Source organism: Nocardia pneumoniae NBRC 100136 (assembly GCF_000308755.1).
In the GTDB taxonomy this organism is placed as follows: Bacteria; Actinomycetota; Actinomycetes; order Mycobacteriales; family Mycobacteriaceae; genus Nocardia; species Nocardia pneumoniae.
Genome location: NZ_BAGF01000074.1, coordinates 20,641 through 44,725 on the forward strand (window position 1 = coordinate 20,641; position 24,085 = coordinate 44,725).

The window sequence follows — 24,085 nt, forward strand, 5'->3', positions numbered from 1 at the left end:
GGCGTGCCGATCGCGATGTCGGTGCTGTTCGACAGCCTGCCCGCCCAGGCGGCGAGCGCGGCGTGCACGACCATGAACAGCGTCACTCCGCGGGCGCGGGCCAGCTCGGCCAGCGCCTCGTGCACCTCGGCGTCGACCGAGAAGTTGTGCGTGCCACCGGCATTGGAAGCGATCTCGGGCCGCGGCCGATCGGCGGGCAGCTCGATCTGATCGGGCAGGTCACGCAGCTGCTCGGTCCAGTAGGCGATCTGGCGCGCGGCGACGGAGTCCGCGTCGTCCTCGGCGCCGAGCACCTCGCGCTGCCACAGCGCGTAATCGGCGTACTGCGCCTCCAGCGGAGCCCAGGACGGGACCTCGCCGCGGGCGCGCTCGGTGTAGGCGAGCACCACGTCACGCAGCAGCGGACGCAGCGAGAAACCGTCCGCGGTGATGTGGTGCATGACCAGCACCGCGACGTGATCGGTTTCCGACAGCGCCAGCAGGCTCGCCCGGAACCCGATCTCGGCGGTCACGTCGAACCCGACGCTGGCCAGCTCCACGATCCGCGCGGGCAGCTCCTGCGCGGCGACCGGTTCGGCGACCAGGTCGAAGGCGACCTCGCCGACCGGCAGCACGCGCTGGTAGCCGGTGCCCTCCACCTCGGGGTAGACGGTGCGCAGCGCCTCGTGCCGCGCGAGCACGTCGCGGATGGCCGCGCCGAGCGCGGCGACGTCGAGCTCACCGGTCAACCGCAGCGCGACCGGGATGTTGTTCACCGCGGTGGCGTTGTCGAACCGGTTGAGGAACCACATCCGCTGCTGCGCCAACGACAGCGGCACCAGTTCGGGCCGCTCCCGCGCCACCAGCGGCGCCCGGCCGCCCTGTCCGGCAGCCGATTCCACCTTCGTGGCCAACGCCACGACCGTGGACGCCTCGAACAGCACGCGCACCGGAACCTGCGTGTCCAGCGCCTCGCCCAGCCGCGCGGCCACCTGGGTGGCGACCAGCGAGTTGCCGCCCAGTTCGAAGAAGTCGTCGTCCAGGCCGACCCGCTCCACGCCGAGCACCTCGGCGAAGGTGTCGGCCACGATCTCCTGCACCGGCGTCCCCGGCGCGCGGAACACCTTGGCCTCGAAAACCGGTTCCGGCAGCGCCCTGCGGTCCAGCTTGCCCGAGGCGTTCAGGGGGAATTCGTCGAGCACCACATAGGCCGCGGGCACCATGTACCCGGGCAGCCGGGCGCCGAGCTCGGCCTTGACCGACTCGACGTCCACCACCCGATCCGGGTCCGCCACCAGGTAGGCCACCAACTGGTCGCCGGTCCGCTCATCGGTGCGCACCACGACGACCGCCTGCGCCACCGATTCCAGCGCCGTGAGCGCCGACTCGATCTCACCCAGCTCGATGCGCAGACCGCGCACCTTCACCTGGAAGTCGGTGCGGCCCAGGTATTCCAGCTCACCGTCTTCGGTCCAGGCGACCAGGTCACCGGTGCGGTACATGCGCTCGGCGTCGCCGAACGGGTTGGCCACGAAGCGCTCGGTGGTCAGGTCGGGACGACCCACATAGCCGTGCGCCAGCTGCGCGCCCGCGAGATACAGCTCGCCCGGCACGCCGACCGGCACCGGCCGCAGCCGCGAATCCAGCACGTACACCTGCGTGTTGAACACCGGAGCGCCGATCGGCACCGACACCACGTCGTCCTCGGTCACCTCGTGGAAAGTGACGTCGACCGCGGCCTCGGTCGGGCCGTACAGGTTGTGCAACCGCGCGCCGGTCAGCTCGCGCAACTTCTGCGCGGTCACCGCGGGCAGCGCCTCACCGGAGGCGAAGACATTACGCAGACTCGTGCATTCGGCCGCGCGCTCCTCCGCGACGAACACCGACAGCATCGACGGCACGAAGTGCACCGTGGTGACCTGCTCGTCGACGATCAGCCCGGCCAGGTACGCGGGATCGCGATGACCGTCCGGCTTCGCGACCACCAGCCGCGCACCCACCTGCAACGGCCAGAAGAACTCCCACACCGACACGTCGAACGTCGCCGGGGTCTTCTGCAACACCACGTCGTAGGCGGCCAAGCCGTACTCGGCGTGCATCCACACCAGACGGTTGACGATCGCCGCGTGCGAGACCGCCACACCCTTCGGGCGGCCGGTCGAACCGGAGGTGAAGATCACGTACGCGGTGTTGGCCGGACGCAGCGGCTTGTGCCGATCGGCGTCGGTCAGCGGCTCGTCGGAGAACTCCGACAGGTCCAGCTGATCGATGCGCACCTGCCGGGAGACGGTGGTCTCCAGATCCGAGCCGGAGGTCAGCACGCACACCGGGCGCGCGGTCTCGAGGATGTAGTCGATCCGCTCGGCCGGGTGGTCCGGGTCCAGCGGCACGTACGCGCCGCCCGCGGCGTTCACCGCGTACATGCCGACCACCAGGTCGATGGAGCGGCGCATGCCGAGGGCCACATACGATTCCGGGCCCACGCCATTGACCTTGAGCCAACGCGCCAGCTGATGCACCCGCCGGGCGAACTCGGCGTAGGACAGACTCGTCCCCTCGAACGTCACGGCTGGACTGTCCGGCGTGCGCGCGACCTGCGCCTCGAACAGCGACACCAGCGTCGCGGCGGCATCGCCCACCGGCGAGGTGAGCGCGGCGTCGACCGGGAACTCGGTGTCGTTCCACCGCTCGATCACCAGCGACCGTTCGGCGTCGTCCAGCAGGTCGATGTCGCCGACCGGCACCGACGGCTGGGCGGCCACGGCCCGCAGCACGCGCACGAAACGCTCCGCGAACGTGCCCGCGAACACGCCGTCGAAAAGATCGGTGGCGTAGACGAGTTCGGCGTCCATCGCCGTCTCGGCGCCCGGCACCTCGCTCAGCGTCAGCTGCAAGTCGAACTTCGCCGTCGGCTGGTCGATGCCCAGCTCGGAGACGGTCAGGCCGGGCAGCTCCAGCGCGGTGCGGCCGAGGTTCTGGAACGACAGCATCACCTGGAACAGCGGGTGCCGCGCCTGCGAGCGGGCCGGGTTGAGCACCTCGACCAGCCGCTCGAACGGCACGTCCGCGTGCGCGAACGCCTGCAGGTCCCGCTCGCGGACCTGGCCGAGCAGGTCGGTGAACGACTCGGCGGCGTCCACCTGCGAGCGCAGCACCAGGGTGTTGACGAACATGCCGACCAGATCGTCGAGCGCCTGCTCGCCTCGACCGGCGACCGGGATGCCGATGGCGATGTCGTCGGAGCCGCTCAACCGCGCCAGCAACGCGGCGAAGGCGCTGTGCACCACCATGAACAGCGTGGTGCCGTGCGCGTGCGCGACCCGGTTCAGCTCGTCCATCAGCTCACCGGGCACACGGAAGCGATGGGTGCCCGCCTGGTAGGACGCGACGGCGGGACGCGGCCGACCGGGCAGGCGCAGCTCGTCGGGCAGACCGGCGAGCGCGCCGCGCCAGTAGTCGAGCTGCTCGGAGATCAGCGAGGTCGGGTCGTCCTCGGAACCGAGCGTGTCGCGCTGCCACAGCGCGAAGTCCACGTACTGCACCGCCAGCGGCGGCCAACCCGGCTGCGCCGCGGAGGTCCGCGCCACGTAGGCGGTCATCAGGTCGCGCACCAGCGGACGCATCGAGAAACCGTCGGCGGCGATGTGGTGCACCACCACGACCAGCACGTAGTCGTCCGGCGCGAGCCGGTAGGCGCGCAGGCGCACCGGCGGTTCGGTGGTCACGTCGAAGCCGCGCTCGACGAAGGCGTACAGGGCGCCGAGCAATTGCCCCTCGGCCACCTCGACCACGTCCAGCTCCGGGATCGCCCTGGTCGCGGGCAGCACCCGCTGGTAGGCGACGCCGTCGCGCGACGGGTAGACCGTGCGCAGCGATTCGTGCCGCGCGATCACGTCGGCGATCGCGCCGCGCAGCGCGTCCAGATCCAGCGCGCCGTCCAGCCGCACCGCGGCGGGGATGTTGTTCGCGGCGGAATCGGCGTCGAAGCGGTTGAGGAACCACATCCGCTGCTGCGCCAGCGACAGCGGCGGGTACTCGGGACGGACCTGTGCCGTCAGCGCTTGGCGCCCACCGGTTCCCGCGTGCGACTCGACCCGCGCGGCCAGCGCGGCGACGGTCGGCGCCTCGAACAGCACGCGCACGCCGATCTCGGTGTCCAGCGCCGCGCTCAGCCGGGCGGTCACCTGGGTGGCGACCAGCGAGTTGCCGCCCAGCTCGAAGAAGTCGTCGTCCACGCCGACACGCGGCACGCCGAGCAGATCGGCGAAGACCTCCGCCACGATCTCCTCGATCGGGGTGGACGGCGCGCGGAACACCTTGGCTTCGAACACCGGCGCGGGCAGCGCCTTGCGATCGAGCTTGCCGGAGGCGTTGACCGGGAACGCGTCCAGCACGACCAGCGCGGCCGGGATCATGTACCCCGGCAGCGCGGTGGCCAGCGCCGCCTTCACCTCGTCGGTGTCGACGGTCGCGAACGGCTCGGTGACCAGGTAGCCCACCAGCTGGTCGCCCGCGTGGGCGTCGGAGCGCAGCACGACCACCGACTGGGCGATACCCGGCTGCGCCAGCAGCGCGGACTCGATCTCGCCCAGCTCGATGCGCAGACCACGCAGCTTCACCTGGAAGTCGGTGCGGCCCAGGTATTCCAGCTCACCCTTGGCGGTCCAGGCCACCAGGTCACCGGTGCGGTACATCCGCTCACCCGGCGCGCCATACGGGTTGGCCACGAACCGGTCCGCGGTCAGGTCCGGACGGCTCAGGTAGCCCAGGGCCAGCTGATCGCCCGCGAGATACAGCTCGCCCGCGACACCCGGTGCGACCGGGTGCAGGCGGCTGTCCAGCACGAAGACGCGGGTGTTCCACACCGGGCGTCCGATCGGCACCGACACCGTATCCGCTTGCGTCGCTTCGTGATACGTCACGTCGACGGCGGCCTCGGTGGGTCCGTACAGGTTGTGCAACCGCGCGCCGGTCAGCTCACGCAAACGTTGCGCCGTTTGCGCGGGCAGCGCCTCACCGGAGGCGAAGACCTGCCGCAGCCGCGGCGCGGGGAAGCCGTCGCCGTTCTCGTTGCCCAGCGTCGCGACGAAGACCGAGAGCATCGACGGCACGAAATGCGCTGTGGTGATGTGCTTCTCGGCGATGACCTGGGACAGGTACACCGGGTCGCGGTGCCCGTCCGGGCGCGCGACGACCAGCCTGGCGCCGGTCTGCAACGGCCAGAAGAACTCCCACACCGACACGTCGAACGTGGCGGGAGTCTTCTGCAGCACCGCGTCCTCGGGGCCGATCGGGTACTCGTGCTGCATCCACAGCAGCCGGTTGACGATCGCGGCGTGGCTGACCGCCACACCCTTCGGGCGTCCGGTGGAGCCGGAGGTGAAGATCACGTACGCGGTGTTCTCCGGCCGCAACGGCCGCGTGCGCTCGGCGTCGGTGATCGGCGCGCCGCTGGTCGCGGCGAAGCCGGGCAACCCTTCGACGCCCTCGACCGACAGCACCGTCACCTGCGGCTGCGGGTCGAAGTCGAATCCGTCCGCCGAGCGGTACAGGATCATCCGCGGCCGCGCGGTCTCGATGATGTAGTTGACGCGCTCGGCGGGCTGGTCCGGGTCCAGCGGGACATAGGCCGCACCGGTCTGCACCACCGCGTACATCGCGACGACGAGTTCGGTCGAGCGCCGCAGCGCCAGCGCCACCAGCGATTCCGGGCCGACGCCCGCGCCGATCAGCTGCCGGGCGATGCGGTTGGCGCGCTCGGACAGCTCGCGGTAGGTCAGCCGCTCGTCCTCGAACTCCAGCGCGATCGCGTCGGGCGTCGCCGCCACCTGCGCGTCGAACAGCGAGGCCAGCGTCTCGTGCTGATCCACCGGGTGCCCGGTGTCGTTCCAATCGATGAGTACCCGCGTGCGTTCCTCGGACGCGAGCAGATCGATGTCGCCGATCGGCACGTCCGGGTCGGCGGTCACGGCCGCGAGGACGCGGTCCAGGCGCTGGGCGTACGCGGCGATGGTCGGCTCGTCGAACAGGTCAAGGGCGTAGGAGAACTCGGCCGACATGCCCGCCGAGTCGCCCAGTTCGTCCTGGGTCTCCGAGAGGGTCAGCTGGAGGTCGAACTTGGCCAGGCGGGCGTCGTAGTCGATGCCGTTGACCGACAGGCCGGGCAGCTCCAGACTGGCCTGCCTGGTGTTCTGGAAGGTCAGCATCACCTGGAACAGCGGGTGGCGCGCCTGCGAGCGGGCCGGGTTGAGCACCTCGACCAACCGCTCGAACGGCACGTCCGCGTGCGCGAACGCGTGCAGGTCGGTCTCGCGGGCCTGGGCCAGCAGGTCGGCGAAGCTCGCCGCGCCGTCCACCTCGGTTCGCAGCACCAAGGTGTTGACGAACATGCCGATCAGGTCGTCGAGCGCGGCCTCACCGCGACCGGCGACCGGTGTGCCGATGGCGATGTCGCTGGTGCCGCTGGCCCTGGCCAGCAGCACCGCGAGCGCGCTGTGCAGCACCATGAACAGCGAGGCGTTGTGCCTGCGGCCCAGCTCGACCAGGGCGCGCTGGGTCTCGCCGGAGATCACGAACGGGTAGGTGCCGCCGCGGTAGGAGGCGACGGCGGGGCGCGGCCGATCCGACGGCAGCACCAATTCGTCCGGCAGATCGGCCAGTTCGCGCGTCCAGTAGCGGATCTGGGTGGAGATCAGCGAACTCGGGTCGTCCTCGGAACCGAGCACCTCGCGCTGCCACAGCGCGTAGTCGGCGTACTGCACCGGCAGCGCCGACCAGGCCGGGGCCTCCCACGACGTGCGGGCGGCGTAGGCCACCATGACGTCGCGGGCCAGCGGACCCATCGACCAGCCGTCGGCCGAGATGTGGTGCACCACCATGCCGAGCACGTACTCGGTCTCGCTGATCTCGAACAGCCGTGCGTGCAGCGGCACTTCGCTGGTCACGTCGAACGCCATCGAGGCCAGCTCGACCAGGTGATCGATGAGGTTGTGCTCGGTCACCGGCACCGGCGTCAGGTCCGGCACGATCTGCGCGGCGTCCAGCACCACCTGCACCGGGCCGCTCTTGGTCTCCGGGAAGACGGTGCGCAGCGACTCGTGCCGGTCGATCACGTCGATGACCGCGACCTGCAACGCGGCGATGTCCAGGTCACCGGACAGCCGGATCGCGACCGGGATGTTGTTCACCGCCGAGGAGGTGTCGAACCGGTTGAGGAACCACATGCGCTGCTGCGCGAGCGACAGCGGCACCTGCTCCGGGCGCTGCCTGGCGACCAGCGCCTTGCGCGCGCCGTCACCGGCGTGCGACTCCACCCGCGCGGCCAGCGCCGCGACCGTGGACGCCTCGAACAGCATGCGCACCGGCACCCGGGTGTCCAGCGCGATGCCGAGGCGGGAGGCGACCTGGGTGGCGATCAGGGAGTTGCCGCCCAGTTCGAAGAAGTCGTCGTCCACGCCGACGCGGGAGATGCCCAGCACCTCGCCGAAGATCTGCGCGACGATCTCCTCGATCGGCGTGGTCGGGGCACGGAATTCGCGCACCTCGAACACCGGGGCGGGCAGCGCCTTGCGGTCCAGCTTGCCGGATGCGTTGAGCGGGAACGCCTCAAGCACCACGATCGCCGAGGGCACCATGTACGCGGGCAGCGTGCGGTGCAGCGCGTTCTTGATGTTGTCCAGGTCGACCGGGCCGCCGGTGGTGACCACGTAGGCGACCAGTTGATCGCCCGCGACGGTGTCCAGCACCAGCACCACGGCCTGGGTGACGGCCGGATGCTCCAGCAGGGCGCTCTCGATCTCGCCGAGCTCGATGCGCTGGCCGCGGAACTTCACCTGGAAGTCGGTACGGCCGATGTACTCCAGCACGCCCGCACTGCCGACTTCCGGATCGCGCGGCTGTACCCAGCGCACCAGGTCGCCGGTGCGGTACAGGCGGGAGCCGGGCGCGCCGAACGGGTCGGCGACGAAGCGCTCGGCGGACAGGTCGGGGCGGCCGTGGTAGCCGCGGGCGGTCTGCGCGCCGCCGAGGTACAGCTCGCCGGGCACGCCGACCGGAACCGGGTTCAGGCCCTCGTCCAGCACGTAGGTCTGCGCGTTCCACACCGGGCGGCCGATCGGCACCGTCGTGGGCGCGACCTCGTTGAGGTGCCACGCGGTGGCGTGCACGGTGAACTCGGTGGGGCCGTACAGGTTGTGCACCGCGGCGGTGGAGAACTGCCGGAACGCGGTGACGGTCGCGGGCGGCAGCGCCTCACCGGCGACGAGAACCGCACGCAGCGAAGCGCATTCGGCGGTGGACGCGGCGCCGGCGAACACCGACAGCATCGACGGCACGAACGAGGTCATGGTGACCCGGTGCCGTCCGATGATCTCCGACAGGTACATCGGGTCGCGGTGGCCGTCGGGCGCGGCGATCAGCATGCGGGCGCCGACGGCCAGCGTGCCGAACAGCTCCCACACCGACACGTCGAAGGTGACCGGCGTCTTCTGCAGGATCACATCGGCGGGGCCGATCCGGTATTCGGCGGTGATCCAGGCGATCTGGTTGACCACCGACGCGTGGCTGACCGCGACGCCCTTGGGGCGGCCGGTGGAACCGGAGGTGTACAGCACGTAGGCCGTATTGCTCGCGCGCAGCGGCGCGCGCCGCTCGGCGTCGGTGATCGGTCCGTCCCCGAACCCGCTCAGATCCAGGGTGTCCAGCGTGAGCACCGGGAGGTCGGCGGCGGTGACGTTGTCGGCGGTGGTGGTCAGCACGCACACCGGCGCCGAGCTGTCCAGCACGTATTCGGTGCGTTCGGCCGGGTGGTCGGGGTCGATCGGCACGTAGCCGCCGCCCGCGGTCATGGTGGCGTAGATCGCCACCAGCATGTCCACCGACCGGCGAATGCCGACCGCGACCAGCGACTCCGGGCCCACGCCCGCGTCGATCAGCTTGCGCGCCAGGCGATTCACGCGCGAGGCGAACTGGGCATACGTCAGCTCGACCGGCGGGCCGAACTCGCCCTCGCCGCGGACGCCGCCGTCGAACACCACGGCGGGGGCGTCGGGCCTGGCCCGCACCTGCTCCTCGAACAGCTCGAGCACGGTGGCCGCGGGCAGATCGTGCCGCGTGCGGTTCCACTCGGTGAGCACCCGGGCGCGCTCGGCGTCATCGAGAATCTCGATGTCGCGCACGGCCGTCTCCGGCGCGGCGACGGCGGCTTCGAGCACGCGCAGGTAGCGGCGGCCGAACTCGGCGACGGTCGGGGCGTCGAACAGGTCGGTGGCGAAGGAGATCACCGCGGCCATGCCCGCGGGCTCGCCGTGCGCGCCGCGCTCCTCGGTGACCGTCCACTGCAGGTCGAACTTGGCGATGTCGACCTCGAGCTCGTCGGCGGTGACCGACAGGCCGGGCAGTTCCAGCGTCGCGTGCGACATCTCCTGGAACGACAGCATCACCTGGAACAGCGGGTGCCTGGCCTGCGAGCGGGTCGGGTTGAGCACCTCGACCAGCCGCTCGAACGGCACGTCCGCGAACGCGAACGCGGCGAGGTCGGTTTCCCTTGTGCGGCCGAGGAATTCGGCGAACGGCTCGTCGCCGTCCACCTCCGAGCGCAGCACGAGGGTGTTGACGAACATGCCGATCAGGTCGTCGAGCGCCTGCTCGCCGCGCCCGGCCACCGGGGTGCCGATGGCGATGTCGCTGGTGCCCGACAGCCGGGCCAGCAGCACGGCCAGCGAGGCGTGCATCACCATGAACAGGCTGACGCCCTGCGCGCGGGCCAGCGCGACGAGGCGCTGATGCAACTCGACGTCGATCTCGAAGGTCACCCGGCTGCCGCGGAAGCTCTGCACCGGCGGACGCGGACGGTCCGCGGGCAGGTCGAGCTGATCCGGCAGACCCGCCAAAGCCCTACGCCAGTAAGCGATTTCGCGCGCCGCCATCGAGCCGGGATCGGATTCGGCGCCGAGCAGCTCGCGCTGCCACACGCTGAAGTCCTGGTACTGCACCGGCAACGGCGCCCAGTCCGGCGCCTCGCCCGCGGTGCGGGCCAGATAGGCGGCGGCCACGTCGCGGGCGAGGGGGCCGAACGAGAAGCCGTCGGCCGCGATGTGATGCACGACGAACGCCAGCGCGTAGTCGGCGGTGCCGTTGCCGCGCCCGCCGGTGACCGCGAACACCCGCACCCGGATCGGCAGTTCGGAGGTCACGTCGAAGCCGCGCGCGGCGAATTCGGCCAGCGCGCCGTGCAATTCGGCCTCGTCGATCGGCTGCACCGCGATGCCGAGATCGACCTGGTCGACCGGAAGCACCTGCTGGTAGCCGCCGTCGCCGGACTCGGGGAAGATCGTGCGCAGCGACTGCTGGCGTTCGATCACATCCAGCAGCGCCGCGGCCAGCGCGTCCAGATCCACCTGGCCGCGCATCCGCACCACGAACGGCAGGTTGTAGGTCGGCACGGTCGGGTCGAACTGGTTGATGAACCACATGCGCTGCTGCGCCAGCGACAGCGGCACCCGTTCCGGCAGCTGCTGGGCCACCAAGGGCGGACGCGACGCGTCGGCGGGGGCGGCGTTCTCCGCGCGGGCGGCGATTCCGGCGACGGTCGGGGTCTCGAACAGCGCGCGCACCCCGATCTGGGTGCCGAAGGCCGCGCCGATGCGCGCCACCACCTGCGTGGCGACCAGCGAGTTGCCGCCCAGGTCGAAGAAGTTGTCGTCGATGCCGATCCGGTCCTGGCTGAGCACATCGGCGAAGATGCCCGCCACGATCTGCTCGGCCTGGGTGCGCGGGGCGCGGAAATCGCCCGCGTCGGCGCTGAACACCGGCTCCGGCAGCGCTTTGCGATCCAGCTTGCCGCTGGTGTTGAGCGGGAAGGCGTCCAGCACCATGATCGACGCGGGCACCATGTAGCTCGGCAGCTTCTCCGCGACGAACCTGGTCAGCGCGGCCGGATCCACGCTCTGGCCCGGCGCGGCCACCACGTAGGCGACGAGTTGCTGACCGGTGGCCGTGTCCACGACCAGCACCACGGCCTGGCTGACCGCGGGGTGCGCGAGCAGATCGGTTTCGATCTCCCCCAGCTCGATGCGCTGACCGCGGAACTTCACCTGGAAGTCGGTGCGGCCGATGTATTCCAGCGTGCCCGCGGAGTTCCAGCGCACCAGGTCGCCGGTGCGGTACATCCGCTCGCCGGTGGTCGACAGCGGATTGGCGACGAAACGGTCCGAGGTCAGGTCGGGACGACCGCGGTAGCCGCGGGCGAGCTGACGCCCGCCCAGATACAGCTCGCCCGGCGCGCCGATCGGGGCCGGACGCAGCCGCGAATCCAGCACGTACACCTGGACGTTCCACTCCGGGATACCGATCGGCACGGTCACCGTGTCGGCCGCCGTCGCCTCCCAGTAGGTCACCGAGACCGCGGCCTCGGTGGGGCCGTACAGGTTGTGCAGTCCCGCGTCGGTGAGCGCGCGGAAACTCGCGGCGGTCTCCGGCGGCAGCGCCTCGCCGATCACGAACACCGCGCGCAGCGTGGCGCATTGCGCCGCGGTGGCGTGCGCGACGAACACCGTCAGCATGGACGGGACGAAGTCGGTCACGGTGACCCCGTGCCGGGCGATCATGTCCGCCACGTACAGCGGGTCGCGATGCCCGTCCGGCGACGCGATGACCAGCTTCGCGCCCACCAGCAGCGGAAGGAAGTAGCCCCACAGCGACACGTCGAACGTGGTCGCGGTCTTCTGCAGGTACACGTCATCGGCGGTCAGCCGGTACTCGTCCAGCATCCACAGCTGCTGGTTGACGATCGCGTGGTGGGTGACCGCCACGCCCTTCGGGCGACCGGTCGAACCCGAGGTGTAGATGACGTAGGCGGTGTTGTCCGGGCGCAGCGGCGCCACCCGGTCGGCGTCGGTGACCGGGTCCGCGGAGTACGCCGACACATCCAGGGTGTCGATCTCGACCCGCCGCACCGACTCGGGTAGCTCCAGCTCGTCGGCCGACAGCGTGAGCACGCACACCGGCGCGGCGCTGTCGAGGATGTAGGCGGTGCGCTCGGCCGGATGATCCGGATCGATCGGCACGTACGCGCCACCGGCCTTCAGCACCGCGTGCATGCCGATGACCAGCTCCAGCGAGCGGCGCATGCCCAGCGCGACAAGCGATTCCGGGCCAACGCCGTCGGCGATCAGGAAGCGGGCCAGCCGGTTGACCTGGGCGTCGAATTCCGCGTAGGTCAGGGTCGCGCCCTCGAAATCGAGCGCGATGTTGTCCGGGGTCAGCGGCATCTGCGCGTCCAGCAGCGCCGCGAGCGTGGTCTCGGGGACCTCCTGCTCGGAGTCGTTCCACTCCAGCAGCGTCCGCTCGCGTTCGTCGGCGGTGGTGACCTCCAGGCCCCACACCGTCTCGTCGACGTCTGCGGCGAGGAAGCGATCGAAGAACTCGAGGAAGCGGCCGTGATGGCTGCGCGCCTCGTCCTCGGTGTAGAGGTTCGGGTTGGTCTCGAAGTCGATGTGCGAGCGGGTGCCCGCCACCGACTGGTAGAAGTTGACGCCCAGGTCCTCGATGCTGCCGGTGGACAGCACGTGCAGATTACCCACCATCGAGCCGAACACGATCTCGTCGTGGAACAGCATGATGTTGACCCACGGCCCGAAGAACTCGGTGGTCACCACGCCGTCACCGGCCGCGTCGCGGCGGATGTCCTCGTGGCGGTAGCGCTGGTGGCGCAGCGCGCCGGACACCTCGACCTGCACCTGCTTCAGCAGCTCCGACACCGTGGTGTCGTGACCCACGTGCAGCCGCAGCGGCACGATGTTCGACGACACACCACCGGAGCGGCGCATCGCCGCGGTGGTGCGCGCGGTCACCGGCAGGCTCAGGATGACGTCCTCGACGCCGTTCCACTGCGCCAGATACGCCGCGAAACCGGCCAGCAGCAGCCCGGCGGGCGACGAGTCGTGCCGCGCGACGGCCGCGTCCAGCAGGGCGTTCTGCTCGTCGGACAACGCGGCGCTCACGACGCCGTTGATCGCGGCGGGCGGCGCGGAACGGCCGGTCAGGCTGGTGCCTTCCTCCAGCCCGGCCACCCGCTCGGCCCAGTACTCCTTGTCCGAGGTGAAGCGGGTGCTGCCGCGGTAGGCGATCTCCTGCTCATACAGCGTGTGCAGATCGGTCGCCTTGGACGGGGCGGCTTCGGCCCCGTTGACGTAGGCGGTGTAGAGCTCCGCGATGCGGTTGAGATTGGTCATCGCGCCGTAGCCGTCGAGCGCGATGTGGTGGGCGCGGGAATACCAGTACCAATGGTCGTCGGCCAGTTGCAGCGCCGCGATCATGATCAGCCGGTCGTTGACCAGGTCCATCGGGCGGCTGTACTCGGCGCGCATCCAGGCGTGGGCGGCAGCCTCCGGATCGGCCTCGCCGCGCAGATCGACGTAGACGACCTTGTCGTAGTCGGCGATCGAGTGGTCGACGAACTGCAGCGGCTCGCCATCGCGCTCGATGATGCGCAGGAACCCCGAGCCCAGCTCGTGCGAGGCGTCGATGCTGGCCTGCTCGAGCACATCGACGTCCAGCTCACCGTGCAGGTCGACGTACTGCGCGATGGTGATCGGCACTTGCGGATCGACATGCTGCGCGTACCAGATGCCCAGCTGGGCGGGCGACAACGGAAAGGCCCCGGACTCCCCGGGTGCTACCCCAGAGCCCGCGTGTGCCCGTTCGCCACCAGTTTCGCCGTTTCCGCCGAAATCCAGCCGGTCCAACCGTAACCTCGCTTCCGGAACACCACGCAAGCGCTCCCCGACCACACCCGGAGTAGGCGCTCACCTGTCCCAGCGTGGCGCCCGAGTCTCCGGTTCAGTTCTCATATCAATCAGGCAAAAATGTTCATTTGAACTATCTGTCCAACAGGCCGGCGTTGTTACATGGGCGCGACCGTGCCCAAAGCCCACCGACCGGCTCCGCCGGGACTGCCGTTGCGAATCACCGGATCAATCTACCGTCGCCTCCGGCACCCGACCAACCAACCTCCATAGCCGAACAACATCACCACAGGCAGCGCTATTGTGAGGGGTTCGTAAGGGGGCTGTTGCCGTTGTCACACCGGACACGGATGCGCCATCGCGGCGCAGCTGTGCCGCGCGACCAAGATCACTACGCGTCCCCAGCGGTCCCGCGCACTCGCGCCGGGTCGTAGAGGTGGGATTCCGTGCAGGAGACCGCAGGTGCGAGCGCTCGGCCCACCAAGATCACCGCGGCCTGGCGGAGACCAGCGGCCTCGACCTGATCGGCGATGTCGGTCAGGGTCCCGCGCAGGACGAGCTGCTCGGGTTGACTGGCGCGATAGACGACGGCGACCGGGCAGTCCGGCCCGTACTCGGCGGCAAGCTCGGATGCCAGCGTGCGGATGCGGGTGATGGCCAAGTGCAGCACGAGGGTGGCGCGGGTGGTCGCGAAGTTCGCCAGCGCCTCCGACTCGGGCATCGTGGTCGAGCGGGCGTGGGTGCGGGTCAACACGATCGACTGCACCAGCTCCGGCACCGTCAACTCGGCGCCGAGCAACGCGGCGGCCGCGGCGTAAGCGGGCACGCCCGGCGTGACATCCCACGGCACACCGTGCGCGTCCAGCCTGCGGGTCTGCTCGGTGAGCGTGGAATACAGCGACGGGTCACCCGAACACAGCCGGGCCACGTCCTTACCGGCGCGGTCGGCCCGCACCAGGTGATCGGTGATCTGGTCGAGATCCAGATGCTGGGTGTCGATCAACTCGGCATCCGGCGCGCAATACGCCAGCACCTCCGGATCCAGATAGGTACCCGCGTACAAGCACACCGGCGACATCCGCACGAGTTCGACCGCGCGCACCGTCAACAGATCAGCCGCACCCGGCCCGGCCCCGATGAAATGCACGGTCATGCGCCGAGTGTATTGACCGCCGCGCCGACCACCTCGGCGACCGAATACAAAAGCGATCGGCTCGGCAAACCTACGCCGACGCCCCTGGTAGGTAAGCAGGCACGTTTCTGCTACGCGCTGGCGCAGCTCGCGCAACGTTGGATAGCGGATCCCGCCTGCGGATCTTGGGCCGGATGAGACATGCCGCTTCACACTGGGTGCCGCATGCCCGACGAGTATGGCGGACGGAGAGTGAGGCCAGCCGCTGTCGTGCGGGCGTGTGGGCGGACAGCCTGTCGGACGGATTTCCGCGCGAGCACCCCGTCAGACGCACTCCCACCCGAGCACCCCACCAGACGCACTCCCACCCGAGCACCCCACCAGACGCACTCCGACCCGAGCATCTACCGGACGCATTCCCACCCGAGCACCCCACCGGACGCACTTCCGCGCGGGCGACCTGTCGCCCCGGGATGAGGGTGCGTCAAACGACGCGGAATGCCCGCCGGTAGGCGCCCGGGGTCGTCCCCACCTGGGCGCGGAAGCGGCGGCGCAGGTTGACCGCTGAGGTGAGACCGACGCGGGCCGCGATCACTTCCACCGGCAGGTCGGTTTCCTCCAGCAGGGTGCGCGCCTCGGTCACCCGGCGCGACAGCAGCCACGCGCCCGGGCTCGTGCCGAGCTGTTCGGCGAAGCGCCGGGCCAGTGTGCGGGGCGAGACGTTGAGGTGCGCGGCCATGTCGCCCACCGACAACGGCGTTCCCAGGCGCGCACCGGCCCACTCGAGCAGGCCGTCCAGCGCGTCGGCGGGCGGCGGGGGTGGCGCGTACTGCGCTTGGCCGCCGTCGCGGTGCGGGGGCATCACCATATGCCGCGCGACGAGCGCGGCGTGGGCGGCGCCGTGGTCCTGTCGGACCAGGTGCAGGCACAGGTCGATACCCGCGCCCGCCCCGGCGCTCGTGGCGACATCGCCGTGGTCCACGTAGAGCACGTCCGATTCCACCCGCACCTGAGGAAACTCGCGCTGGAGTTGGTCGGCGCGCGCCCAGTGGGTGGTGGCCGTGCGACCATCCAGCAGTCCTGTGCGGGCCAGCGCGAACACCCCGGAGCAGATCGTGACGAGCCGCGCCCCCCGGGTGTGCGCCCGCAGCAGCGACCGGCGCACGGGCGCGGAGAGCGGCGCCTCTACCGGCGCCCAGCCCGGGATGATCACGGTGTCCGCGGACTCGAGCGCCGAAAGGCCCTGTGACACAGACATCGTGTACCCGGCCGACGTGGGCACCGGGCCGGGCGTTTCCGTGCACACCTCGAACTCGTAGTACTGCGGCACCCCTCCCCGCTCGGTACCGAAAACTTCGGCCGCGCAGCCGAGCTCGAACGTCGACTGCACCGGCCGCACCAAGGCCACCACGCGATGCATGGCAGAAAAGTACCCCACAGTGTCTTTGTCGACACTGTCCCGCCGCGGCCGCGCGCGGCACCGTGGGAGGCATGCATTCTGAGATCCTCGCCCAAGAGGGCTACACGTCCGTGTCCGTCGAGGAATCGTCCGTCCGCGAGCTCTTCCCCGGGATCCGGGTACGTCACCTGTGGACGGGACCGACCGGCGCGCACGCGAACGTGCTGGAGATGGACCCGGGCACAGCATGGCCGCACCGCGACGTCCACGAGCCAGGCCCGGAGGAGGTCTACGTGGTCGCGGGCACGTTCAACGACGGCGCACGCGACTACCCCGCCGGGACGTTCCTGCATGCCCCGGCCGGGTCATGGCACGTGCCCGCGACCACCACCGGCTGCACGCTGTTCGTCTTCTACCCGGCGGGCTAGTGCCGTTTCGGGCGGCCCAGCACCATCACCCGAGAGCCGGGCCGCCGCGGGCACGGGTTCGTCACCGTTCCTCGGCCGAGAATCAGGCTGTCACGTTGAAGTGCGCGATGACCTTGGTGGGCCGCACCCGGACCACCAGCTCGCCGGGTACCCCGTTGCGCAGGCCGAACTCCTCGGCCCGATCCGCCCCCATATAGCGGCCACCGATCTCGGTGGCGGTGCGAAGCAGTTCGTCCGGGTCCTCCGACATGGTCACGATGCCCTGCACCTGGACCGACGCGTACGGCGGCCCCTCCAGATCGACGCACACCGCGACGCGCCCGTCCCGCGCCAACGCCTTGCCCTTGACGCTCGACTTGCCGGTGTTGAAGACCAGTTCATCACCCTCGAGGATGAACCAGACCGGCGTGACCATCGGCCTGCCGTCGGCCGCCACGAACGCCACCTTGCCCGTCCGGGTGCCATGGGACAGGAACTCGCGAACTTCGGGATCGGAAAGCGAAGCCATCAGCTCACCCTAATAGGTCGTATGCCCGCGAGTGGCACACCAGCGAGGGCAGTTCTCGCACTTTGCCTCAGACATGTACCACTCGCGGACGCCGCGGCGCTGTGGGGCTAGGGGGTTGGGTGCCGTCCGGGGTCGTGCGGTGGGATATGTCTGGAATGGAGGGTGATCAGTCCGCACACTGCCATGATCGTGTCTTCGCCGGATTCCACATGGTCCAGTGCGGGGGTGATCACGGCCACCGCGCCGACGCGGGCGACCACCGTCAACAACGCCGCGATGGACGCGGGTGCGGTCGGGCCGACGACCAACGTCGGGGCCAGGTCGTAGCCGGATGACCTTGCCAGTGCGCGGATTTCGAGTTCATGTCGGCGCGCGCGGCGACCGGAGATGTCGCGGCGCAGATACCCGACCACTTTCGGCTTCACAGTGACCTCTCGTTCGATGGAAGCGCCCGGCGACGGGGGCTTTCGCCACCGGTTCGCGGCCCCGCCGCGGTCGGCGTGCCGTGCGGTACACGGCATCACCCCGGCGCCGGGCGCACCGAGAGCTTCTGGCACCGAACGGGTGCGCGGCGACGCTGTCGAAAGCACACAATCGGGTGTGCGGTATCCGCCACACCGCTGTCCGGCCATGCCCATTACCTTCGCCGCACTCCCTCCTCGAGCATCCCCACCGCCAGTGCGATGGGAGCGGCGCTGTCAAGCTCACGACAGCGGTTGTGCCATATCTGCCGTAGCGCCCCGCAATCTGCGAGATTCCGCCTAAAGTCCGTGCACAACAGCCGCATTCGCGCAGGGGGACAAAATGTGATCGGCAAAGACATCGGTGCGTGGAAGTCGCCGCAATTCCGGAAGCTGCTCGCCGACGGGCGGCCCGGGCAGGCGCTCGCCCTCGTCCGCAAAGAAATGGGCTTATCCCAAGCCGACTTCGGCGCGCTCCTGCACTGGGACCGCACCCACGCGGGCCGCGTAGAACGCGGTGAAGTGGGAACCATCTTCGACGTTCGCGAACTGATTCGCGCCGCCGACGCATTGGGGGTTCCCCGCACGGCATTGCTTCCTATCTTGCTCGGGCACTCTGATACCAGGACCATTGAAGATGGGGGTAAAGGAGCCGACGATATGGACCGCAGACAATTCGGCCTGGCAGCAACGATCGCGACGATGGCCGCTGGCGCACCGGCACCTTCGGTGCCGACCCAGGTCGGCTCCGGCCATATCGGTTACTTCGACACGCTGACGCAGCGCATGTGGAGTCACGACAATCACTTCGGTGGCGGAGACATCGCCGAGTTCGCTCTTCGCCAATATGGATTGGCTCGCCGCTTGCTCGATCACGGCCTCTATGGACGGCAAACCGGTGCCCGCCTGTTGGCGGAGACGAGTCGGCTTGCCCGCTGCGCCGGTTGGCTTTGCCTCGACAGCGGACGATCGGTTGTCGCGCGACGGTGCTACGTCGACGCGATGCTACTGGCAGAGCAGACCGGAAACGACGAACTGCTCGCCAATGCGCTTGCCAGTCTGACGTTCCTCACGACCGACCGGCCGACCAGCCGGGAGCCGGTCCGGTTGGCGCAGCGCGCCAGCCACCTTGCTCGCCGCATCCCCTCTGCCCGACTGAATGCCGTGCGTTCCGCCCGCGAGGCGGTGGCTCACGCGGCGATCGGGGAACGACAGGAATTCGAGCAAGCGATCACCCGTGCCTGGCGCGAGGTCGACCGAGGACTCGATGACGTCGACGAACCGGTCTGGCTGCACCACGTCACACCGACCGAAATCAAGTCGATCGAGGCCAGAGGCCACGTCTACCTGGGTCAACACGACCGAGCGGTCAGCATCTACCGCGAAACGATCGGACAGCGCGGTATCCAACCGCCCCGCGACGAGGCGTCCTACCGCGCATACTTCGCCGCCGCCCTCGCGGGCCTCGGTGACATCACCTCCGCCATCACCGAAGCCCATGCCGCCTTATCGATCCTGGAAGGCCCGGTCAACTCCCCACGCCTGCTCGCCGAACTCCGCCCGGTACGCGTCGCCGCCGCACATACCCGCGGCGACGACGCCGAACACTTCCGCACCCGATTCGACACCTTGGCACGCGCGGCCTGACTATCACGCCAACCCATTCAGGATCGCCAGAGTTATCCGCGCGCAGGTACCCGGCTATGCGCGAGATCGGCGCTGGAACAGCGCCTACCCGGTATACGTAAACCGGTACGGTTCGTACACGCCTACCTCGCAATCCCAGACGATTCGCTCGGCTAGGGGGAGCCTCCTGAGGCATCATTCGCTGGAATGCTGTCCGTCCAGCCGCCGACGCCACCGCTTACTGCCGGAAAGGGCTGTGCACTCGATGAATCCCGAGTGCACAGCCCTCCTGGTGTTCGCCCGTATCAGTCGCTGGTGTTCGACCAAACCCCTCGGGGCGCACTCTCGGCGGCTGCGGTTTGCGCGGCAGCCTGGTAGGAGCCGGGGTCGAGGTAGTCGGCCGATCCCGGCTGGTCTGTTCCCGCACCATCGGTGGTGGTCCGATCACCATGCCCGGGCCACCATGCTTTGTGTCCGATCATGGCCGTGAGCGCGGGGGTGAAGAACATCGCCATGACGAACGCGGCGATCGCGATACCCACCGAGATGGCGAAGCCCATCTGTGCGAGCACGTTGTTGCCTGCCAGCATCATCGACGCGAACGTGCCCGCCAGGATGACTCCGGCCGCGGCGATGGTCGGTCCAGTGTGCCGAAGCGCCAGGGCAGCAGCCTGTTTCGGCTCGTTGCCCTCGCGTGCCTCCTCCCGCAGCCGGGCGACCATGAGGATGTTGTAGTCGGTGCCGAGCGCGACCACGAACAGATACATGATCACCGGCAGCGTGAAGATCAGGCCGGACTCGCCCTGGACGTGCTGGAACACCAGCACCGCGGCACCGAGAGTGGCCGCGAAACCGAGGAACACCGACGCCATCAGGTACCACGGCGCGACCAGACTGCGCAGCAGCAACCCGAGCACGATCATGATCAGGATCGCCGCCACCGGGAACACGATCGCGTAGTCGCGCGCCATCGCGTCCTGGAAGTCGACGAACACCGAGGTCATCCCGCCGACCGCCGCCGTGGCACCGGCGGGCGCGGCCGAGTGCGCGACATCCCTCAGCGGCCCCTCGACGGTGTCCAGCGCGGCATCCGACTCCGGCACGTCGGCGAGGGTCACCACGAAATCGGCGATCGTCTTGTCCGCCGAGAGCTTCGGTTCGGCCACGGCTCCCACGCCGGGTACCGCGGCCAGCGCGCCGCGATAAGCGCTGAGCTGTTCGTCGGTCAACTCGCCACCGCCGGAGCGGAGCAGGACATCCGACGGCTGGGTCGTCCCAGCGGGCATGCCCTTCACCAATTCCTTGCTGTAGACCACGGATTCGGACGCCTCCGAGGTCGAGCCCGAACTGAGGTCGAAGGTCGGGTGGAAACCGAACGCGAACACCCCCAGCGCGACCAGCACACCACCGGACGCCACCGCGAAAGCACCGGGCCGCCGACCCAGCGCGTTGCCGACCGCGGCGAACCGCGCGCCCTTCGGCTCGGTCTTCCACGCCTTGGAGGGCCAGAACACCTTGGTGCCCAACAGCGAAACCACCGCGGGCACCAGCGTCAGCCCGGCCGCCAGCGCCACCGCCACCGCGATCGCCAGTGCCGGGCCGAGCGCACGGAACATGCCCAGCGTCGACAACACCAGCGCCATGAACGCGATGATCACCGCACCCGCCGCGGACGTGATGGCCTCCCCCACGCGGGTGACGGCACTGACCATGGCGGTCTTCGGATCTTCGCCCGCACGCAGCCGCTCCCGGTAGCGGAACATCAGGAACAGGATGTAGTCGGTGCCGACGCCGAACAGCACGACCACCAGGATCGCGTTGATCGACGCATCGATCTGCAAGTCGAATGCCTTGGCCACCATGGCGATCAACCCGCCCACCATGCTGGAGATCGCGCCGATCACCACGATCGGCAGCAGGGCGATCACCGGACTGCGGAAGATGACCAGCAGCAGCACCAGAATCAGCACGATGGTGGCGACACCGATGATCGCCATCCCCTTTTCGCTGGATTGCTGCTGGTCCAGCACCTGAGCCGCCTGACCGGTGATGCCCGCCTTCAGGTCGGTACCCGCCACGCGTTCGGTCAGCTCCGCGCGCAACGCCTTGACCGCGTCACTCTGGGTGGTGTCGTTCGGATTGGTCACCTTGGTCATCTGCACCGCGATGATCTGGATCAACCGGTTCTCCGACGGCGGCACCGGCTGCATCGCGGTGACATCCTTGACCCGCGTGCCCAGCAGCTCCGTGCCGATGGCCGCGACCGACGCCGAATCGCCCTTGGTCAGCGGCGCCCCGTCCTGCCGGGCGAACACGATGATCGCCGCGGGCGCCGAGCTCTGCGGAAATGCCTCCTGCTGCATCTCCAACGCCTGGATGGACTCGTAATGCGAAGGCAGGAAGGCGGATTGATCGGTCGTCGATTTCAGTTCCGGCGCCGAAGCCACCACCGCGATGGCGAGCAGCACCCACAGGCCGATCACCTTCCACGGATTGTGGACCACCAAGGCCCCCAGTCGTGCGAACATCTGCGAAGAAATCCTTTCCGGATTCGTAAAGAGGCTGGAGTACTTCAGATCTCGAGGTCTTGGGTAGCCGGGTTCTCCGCCACGTCGACGACCGTCCGGTAGATGTGCTCCGGAATCCGGCCCGCCAGTTCGGCGGGCGTGTCCACGATCTCCACCGTGTAATCACCCCACTCGCGCTCGTGGCCGGTGAACCCGAGCAGGACACTCCAGCTCTTCCAATCGGTCCAATCGGTCGCCGCCGCCATCTCGCGCCAGTTCGATTCCTGCCGATGCACCACGAACTTCCCCTTGCGACTCAGATAGACCCGCACCACCTCCACCCCAACCTTGGTGTACTCCCGGGATTCCCCGAGCAACTTCCCGAAGAACCGCTGCCTGCGCCCACCACCAGGCCCGACTTTCAACACGATCTCGTGGAGATCCTCCACCCCGCCCCGCTTCGCATCCTCCTTCACGAAGGTCACACCGCCAGTCGGCTCATCGACAGCATCCGCGCTGGTCAGCTCGTTCGGCTCAGTGGTCATAACCATCCCCATTTCATAGATTAGTGCGCATGTAAGCATGCGTCTACCGCCAGCGGCCCCATCTCGGATCCCGCTGTGCCGGTGTCGATTTGATGTTGTCCGCGGCGCCCTACTCGAAACGCCCGTCGGACTCACTATAAGTAGATGTATACGTATAACGCAAGAGCGCGCCGGACACCCCCAGCGCGCGACGGCTGGCCAGTCCTTCCGGTTCGACATCGACCAAGCCGCGGACTGCCGCCCGGATGCGAAGATGAGAGCGTGCGAGTACTCGTCACGGGGGCGAACGGCTATCTCGGCCGAGCGGTCATCGAGGCACTGGAAGCAGCCGGGCACGATCCGATCGCCATGGTGCGGAAGGCCGCTTCATCCATCCACGTGGCGACCCGGGTGGCAGACCTGCTCGATGAGGTCAGGCTTCGAGCGGCGCTCGATGGAGTCGAGGCGGTCTGCCATCTCGCCGGACTCACTCGCGCACGAGAGTCGACAGTCGATCCCGTCCCGTACTTTCGCACGAATACCGCTGGAACCATCGCCCTACTGGACGCAATGGCCGCCATGGGAGTTTCACGGATCCTCTTCGCATCGACCGGGTCGATTTACGGAACGCCGGAGCGTCAGCCGATGACGGAGGACCTGCCCGATGCGCCGCCTCATCCGTACGCGGCGAGCAAGCTGGCGGCCGAGTTGGCGATCAACGCCCAGGCGCAAGCTGGCAACTTGTCAGCTGTCGTGCTACGCCTGATGAACCTGGCGGGCGGCATAGACCCTGATCCAACACGTCTGGTTCCTCGGGTACTGGCCGCCGCGAGAAACGGATCCGCGTTGGAAATCAACGGCGACGGCAGTACGGTCCGGGACTACCTGCACATCGCCGACGCCGCCGCGGCTTTCGTCGCAAGTGTCGAGAACATGCCACCCGTGGGCGCGGCTACCCGGTACAACATCGGCAGCGGGCATGGCACAAGCATTCTCGACGTCGCCGCCGCCGCCGAGCGGGTGACCGGCCGCCGCATTCACCGTGTGCACCGGCCGCCGGTATCCGAGCCTGCCGCGTTGATCAGTGACTCATTCAGGGCAATAGCCGAATTATCATGGCGCCCAATGCATTCCGATATCGAAGGCATCGTTCGCGATACCTGGGTCCACGGTCTCCTGAGCACTGAGCGGGCGTGACCTACGACTCCGCTCGAGATATGCCCGGACGGCGTCACGAGTGATTTCGCGCTTCGAGCGCCCCTCGGCACGGGCTTGCGCCTCGAGCGCGGCCTCTTCGGTCTTGGGCAATCGCATGGTCCAAGGCACAGCGGAATGATGCCAGGAGCCGATGCTCCACATGGCGAAATGACGAAGACCCGCCTCCCAAAAAGGAAGCGGGCCTTCGTGTTCCGACTTGTCAGCCGTGGAGCAGGCTTACTTCGCCTTCTCCAGGACCTCGACCAGCCGCCAGCGCTTGGTGGCCGACAGCGGACGGGTCTCCATCAGCTGAACGCGGTCGCCGATACCCGCGATCTCGTTCTCGTCGTGCGCCTTCACCTTGGAGGTGGTGCGGATGATCTTGCCGTAGAGCGGGTGCTTCACCCGGTCCTCCAGCTCGACCACGATCGTCTTGTTCATCTTGTCCGAGACGACGTAGCCGATCCGCACCTTGCGGCGGCCACGCTGTTCCTTGTTCGCATCGCTCATGCGGCATCTCCCTTGCCAGCGGGTCCGGTGGCCAGACCGAGCTCACGCTCACGCATGACCGTGTAGATG

General features: G+C 68.9%; 11 protein-coding genes (1 of these 11 cut by a window edge). 3 read left to right on the forward strand and 8 right to left on the reverse strand.

Annotated elements, in window-relative coordinates:
* From ON34_RS23445 to ON34_RS23455, 3 genes are all read right to left on the reverse strand, one after another.
* Nucleotides 1-13,724 carry part of the coding region annotated (locus ON34_RS23445; RefSeq protein WP_040783099.1) for a non-ribosomal peptide synthase/polyketide synthase on the reverse strand (this coding region is incomplete at its 3' end). The annotated region extends 20,640 nt beyond the left edge of the window, so 13,724 of the 34,364 annotated nt are shown.
* Between the two features lie 391 nt (nt 13,725-14,115).
* Nucleotides 14,116-14,877 carry a precorrin-4 C(11)-methyltransferase gene (gene cobM, locus ON34_RS23450; RefSeq protein ID WP_040783080.1) on the reverse strand — a complete coding sequence of 254 codons (762 nt, stop codon included), beginning with the start codon at nt 14,875-14,877 and terminating at the stop codon, nt 14,116-14,118.
* Between the two features lie 463 nt (nt 14,878-15,340).
* Nucleotides 15,341-16,276 carry a GlxA family transcriptional regulator gene (locus ON34_RS23455; protein WP_040783083.1) on the reverse strand — a complete coding sequence of 312 codons (936 nt, stop codon included), beginning with the start codon at nt 16,274-16,276 and terminating at the stop codon, nt 15,341-15,343.
* Nucleotides 16,277-16,347: 71 nt separating this feature from the next.
* Between ON34_RS23455 and ON34_RS23460 the strand changes: the two genes are divergently transcribed.
* The gene (locus ON34_RS23460; RefSeq protein WP_040783101.1) at nt 16,348-16,683 is read left to right on the forward strand and encodes a cupin domain-containing protein; all 336 of its coding nucleotides are present in this window, start codon (nt 16,348-16,350) and stop codon (nt 16,681-16,683) included.
* Between the two features lie 82 nt (nt 16,684-16,765).
* On the opposite strand, the gene ON34_RS23465 is transcribed toward ON34_RS23460, so the two are convergent.
* Together ON34_RS23465 and ON34_RS36275 are read right to left on the reverse strand one after the other, a co-directional pair.
* The gene (locus ON34_RS23465; protein WP_040783087.1) at nt 16,766-17,191 is read right to left on the reverse strand and encodes a PPOX class F420-dependent oxidoreductase; all 426 of its coding nucleotides are present in this window, start codon (nt 17,189-17,191) and stop codon (nt 16,766-16,768) included.
* Nucleotides 17,192-17,298: 107 nt separating this feature from the next.
* Nucleotides 17,299-17,616: a hypothetical protein gene (locus ON34_RS36275; RefSeq protein ID WP_040783090.1), complete on the reverse strand. Its 318-nt coding sequence runs from the start codon at nt 17,614-17,616 to the stop codon at nt 17,299-17,301.
* A 258-nt stretch (nt 17,617-17,874) separates the two neighbouring features.
* Between ON34_RS36275 and ON34_RS33775 the strand changes: the two genes are divergently transcribed.
* A complete protein-coding gene (locus ON34_RS33775) occupies nt 17,875-19,299 on the forward strand; it encodes a helix-turn-helix domain-containing protein (protein ID WP_157172392.1) in 1,425 nt (474 codons plus the stop codon).
* A 284-nt stretch (nt 19,300-19,583) separates the two neighbouring features.
* On the opposite strand, the gene ON34_RS23480 is transcribed toward ON34_RS33775, so the two are convergent.
* Nucleotides 19,584-21,806 carry an MMPL family transporter gene (locus ON34_RS23480; RefSeq protein WP_083889688.1) on the reverse strand — a complete coding sequence of 741 codons (2,223 nt, stop codon included), beginning with the start codon at nt 21,804-21,806 and terminating at the stop codon, nt 19,584-19,586.
* A gap of 44 nt (nt 21,807-21,850) precedes the next feature.
* The gene (locus ON34_RS23485) at nt 21,851-22,330 is read right to left on the reverse strand and encodes an EXLDI protein (protein WP_051023022.1); all 480 of its coding nucleotides are present in this window, start codon (nt 22,328-22,330) and stop codon (nt 21,851-21,853) included.
* 144 nt (nt 22,331-22,474) lie between these two features.
* On the opposite strand from ON34_RS23485, the gene ON34_RS23490 reads away from it, so the two are divergent.
* On the forward strand, nt 22,475-23,506 hold the full coding sequence (locus ON34_RS23490; RefSeq protein ID WP_083889692.1) for an NAD-dependent epimerase/dehydratase family protein: 1,032 nt from the start codon (nt 22,475-22,477) through the stop codon (nt 23,504-23,506).
* Nucleotides 23,507-23,743: 237 nt separating this feature from the next.
* On the opposite strand, the gene rpsQ is transcribed toward ON34_RS23490, so the two are convergent.
* Entirely contained in the window at nt 23,744-24,016 is a 273-nt protein-coding gene (rpsQ, locus tag ON34_RS23495; RefSeq protein ID WP_040783096.1) for a 30S ribosomal protein S17, read from the reverse strand.
* Nucleotides 24,017-24,085: the final 69 nt, after the last annotated feature.

Excerpts from the sequence above, each read along its gene's own strand:
- ON34_RS23485 (WP_051023022.1), bottom strand. The coding sequence starts at position 22,330 with ATGACCACTGAGCCGAACGAGCTGACCAGCGCGGATGCTGTCGATGAG.
- cobM (WP_040783080.1), bottom strand. The coding sequence starts at position 14,877 with ATGACCGTGCATTTCATCGGGGCCGGGCCGGGTGCGGCTGATCTGTTG.
- ON34_RS33775 (WP_157172392.1), top strand. The coding sequence starts at position 17,875 with ATGGGAGCGGCGCTGTCAAGCTCACGACAGCGGTTGTGCCATATCTGC.
- ON34_RS23490 (WP_083889692.1), top strand. The coding sequence starts at position 22,475 with ATGTATACGTATAACGCAAGAGCGCGCCGGACACCCCCAGCGCGCGAC.
- ON34_RS23465 (WP_040783087.1), bottom strand. The coding sequence starts at position 17,191 with ATGGCTTCGCTTTCCGATCCCGAAGTTCGCGAGTTCCTGTCCCATGGC.
- ON34_RS23455 (WP_040783083.1), bottom strand. The coding sequence starts at position 16,276 with ATGCATCGCGTGGTGGCCTTGGTGCGGCCGGTGCAGTCGACGTTCGAG.
- rpsQ (WP_040783096.1), bottom strand. The coding sequence starts at position 24,016 with ATGAGCGATGCGAACAAGGAACAGCGTGGCCGCCGCAAGGTGCGGATC.
- ON34_RS23460 (WP_040783101.1), top strand. The coding sequence starts at position 16,348 with ATGCATTCTGAGATCCTCGCCCAAGAGGGCTACACGTCCGTGTCCGTC.
- ON34_RS23480 (WP_083889688.1), bottom strand. The coding sequence starts at position 21,806 with ATGTTCGCACGACTGGGGGCCTTGGTGGTCCACAATCCGTGGAAGGTG.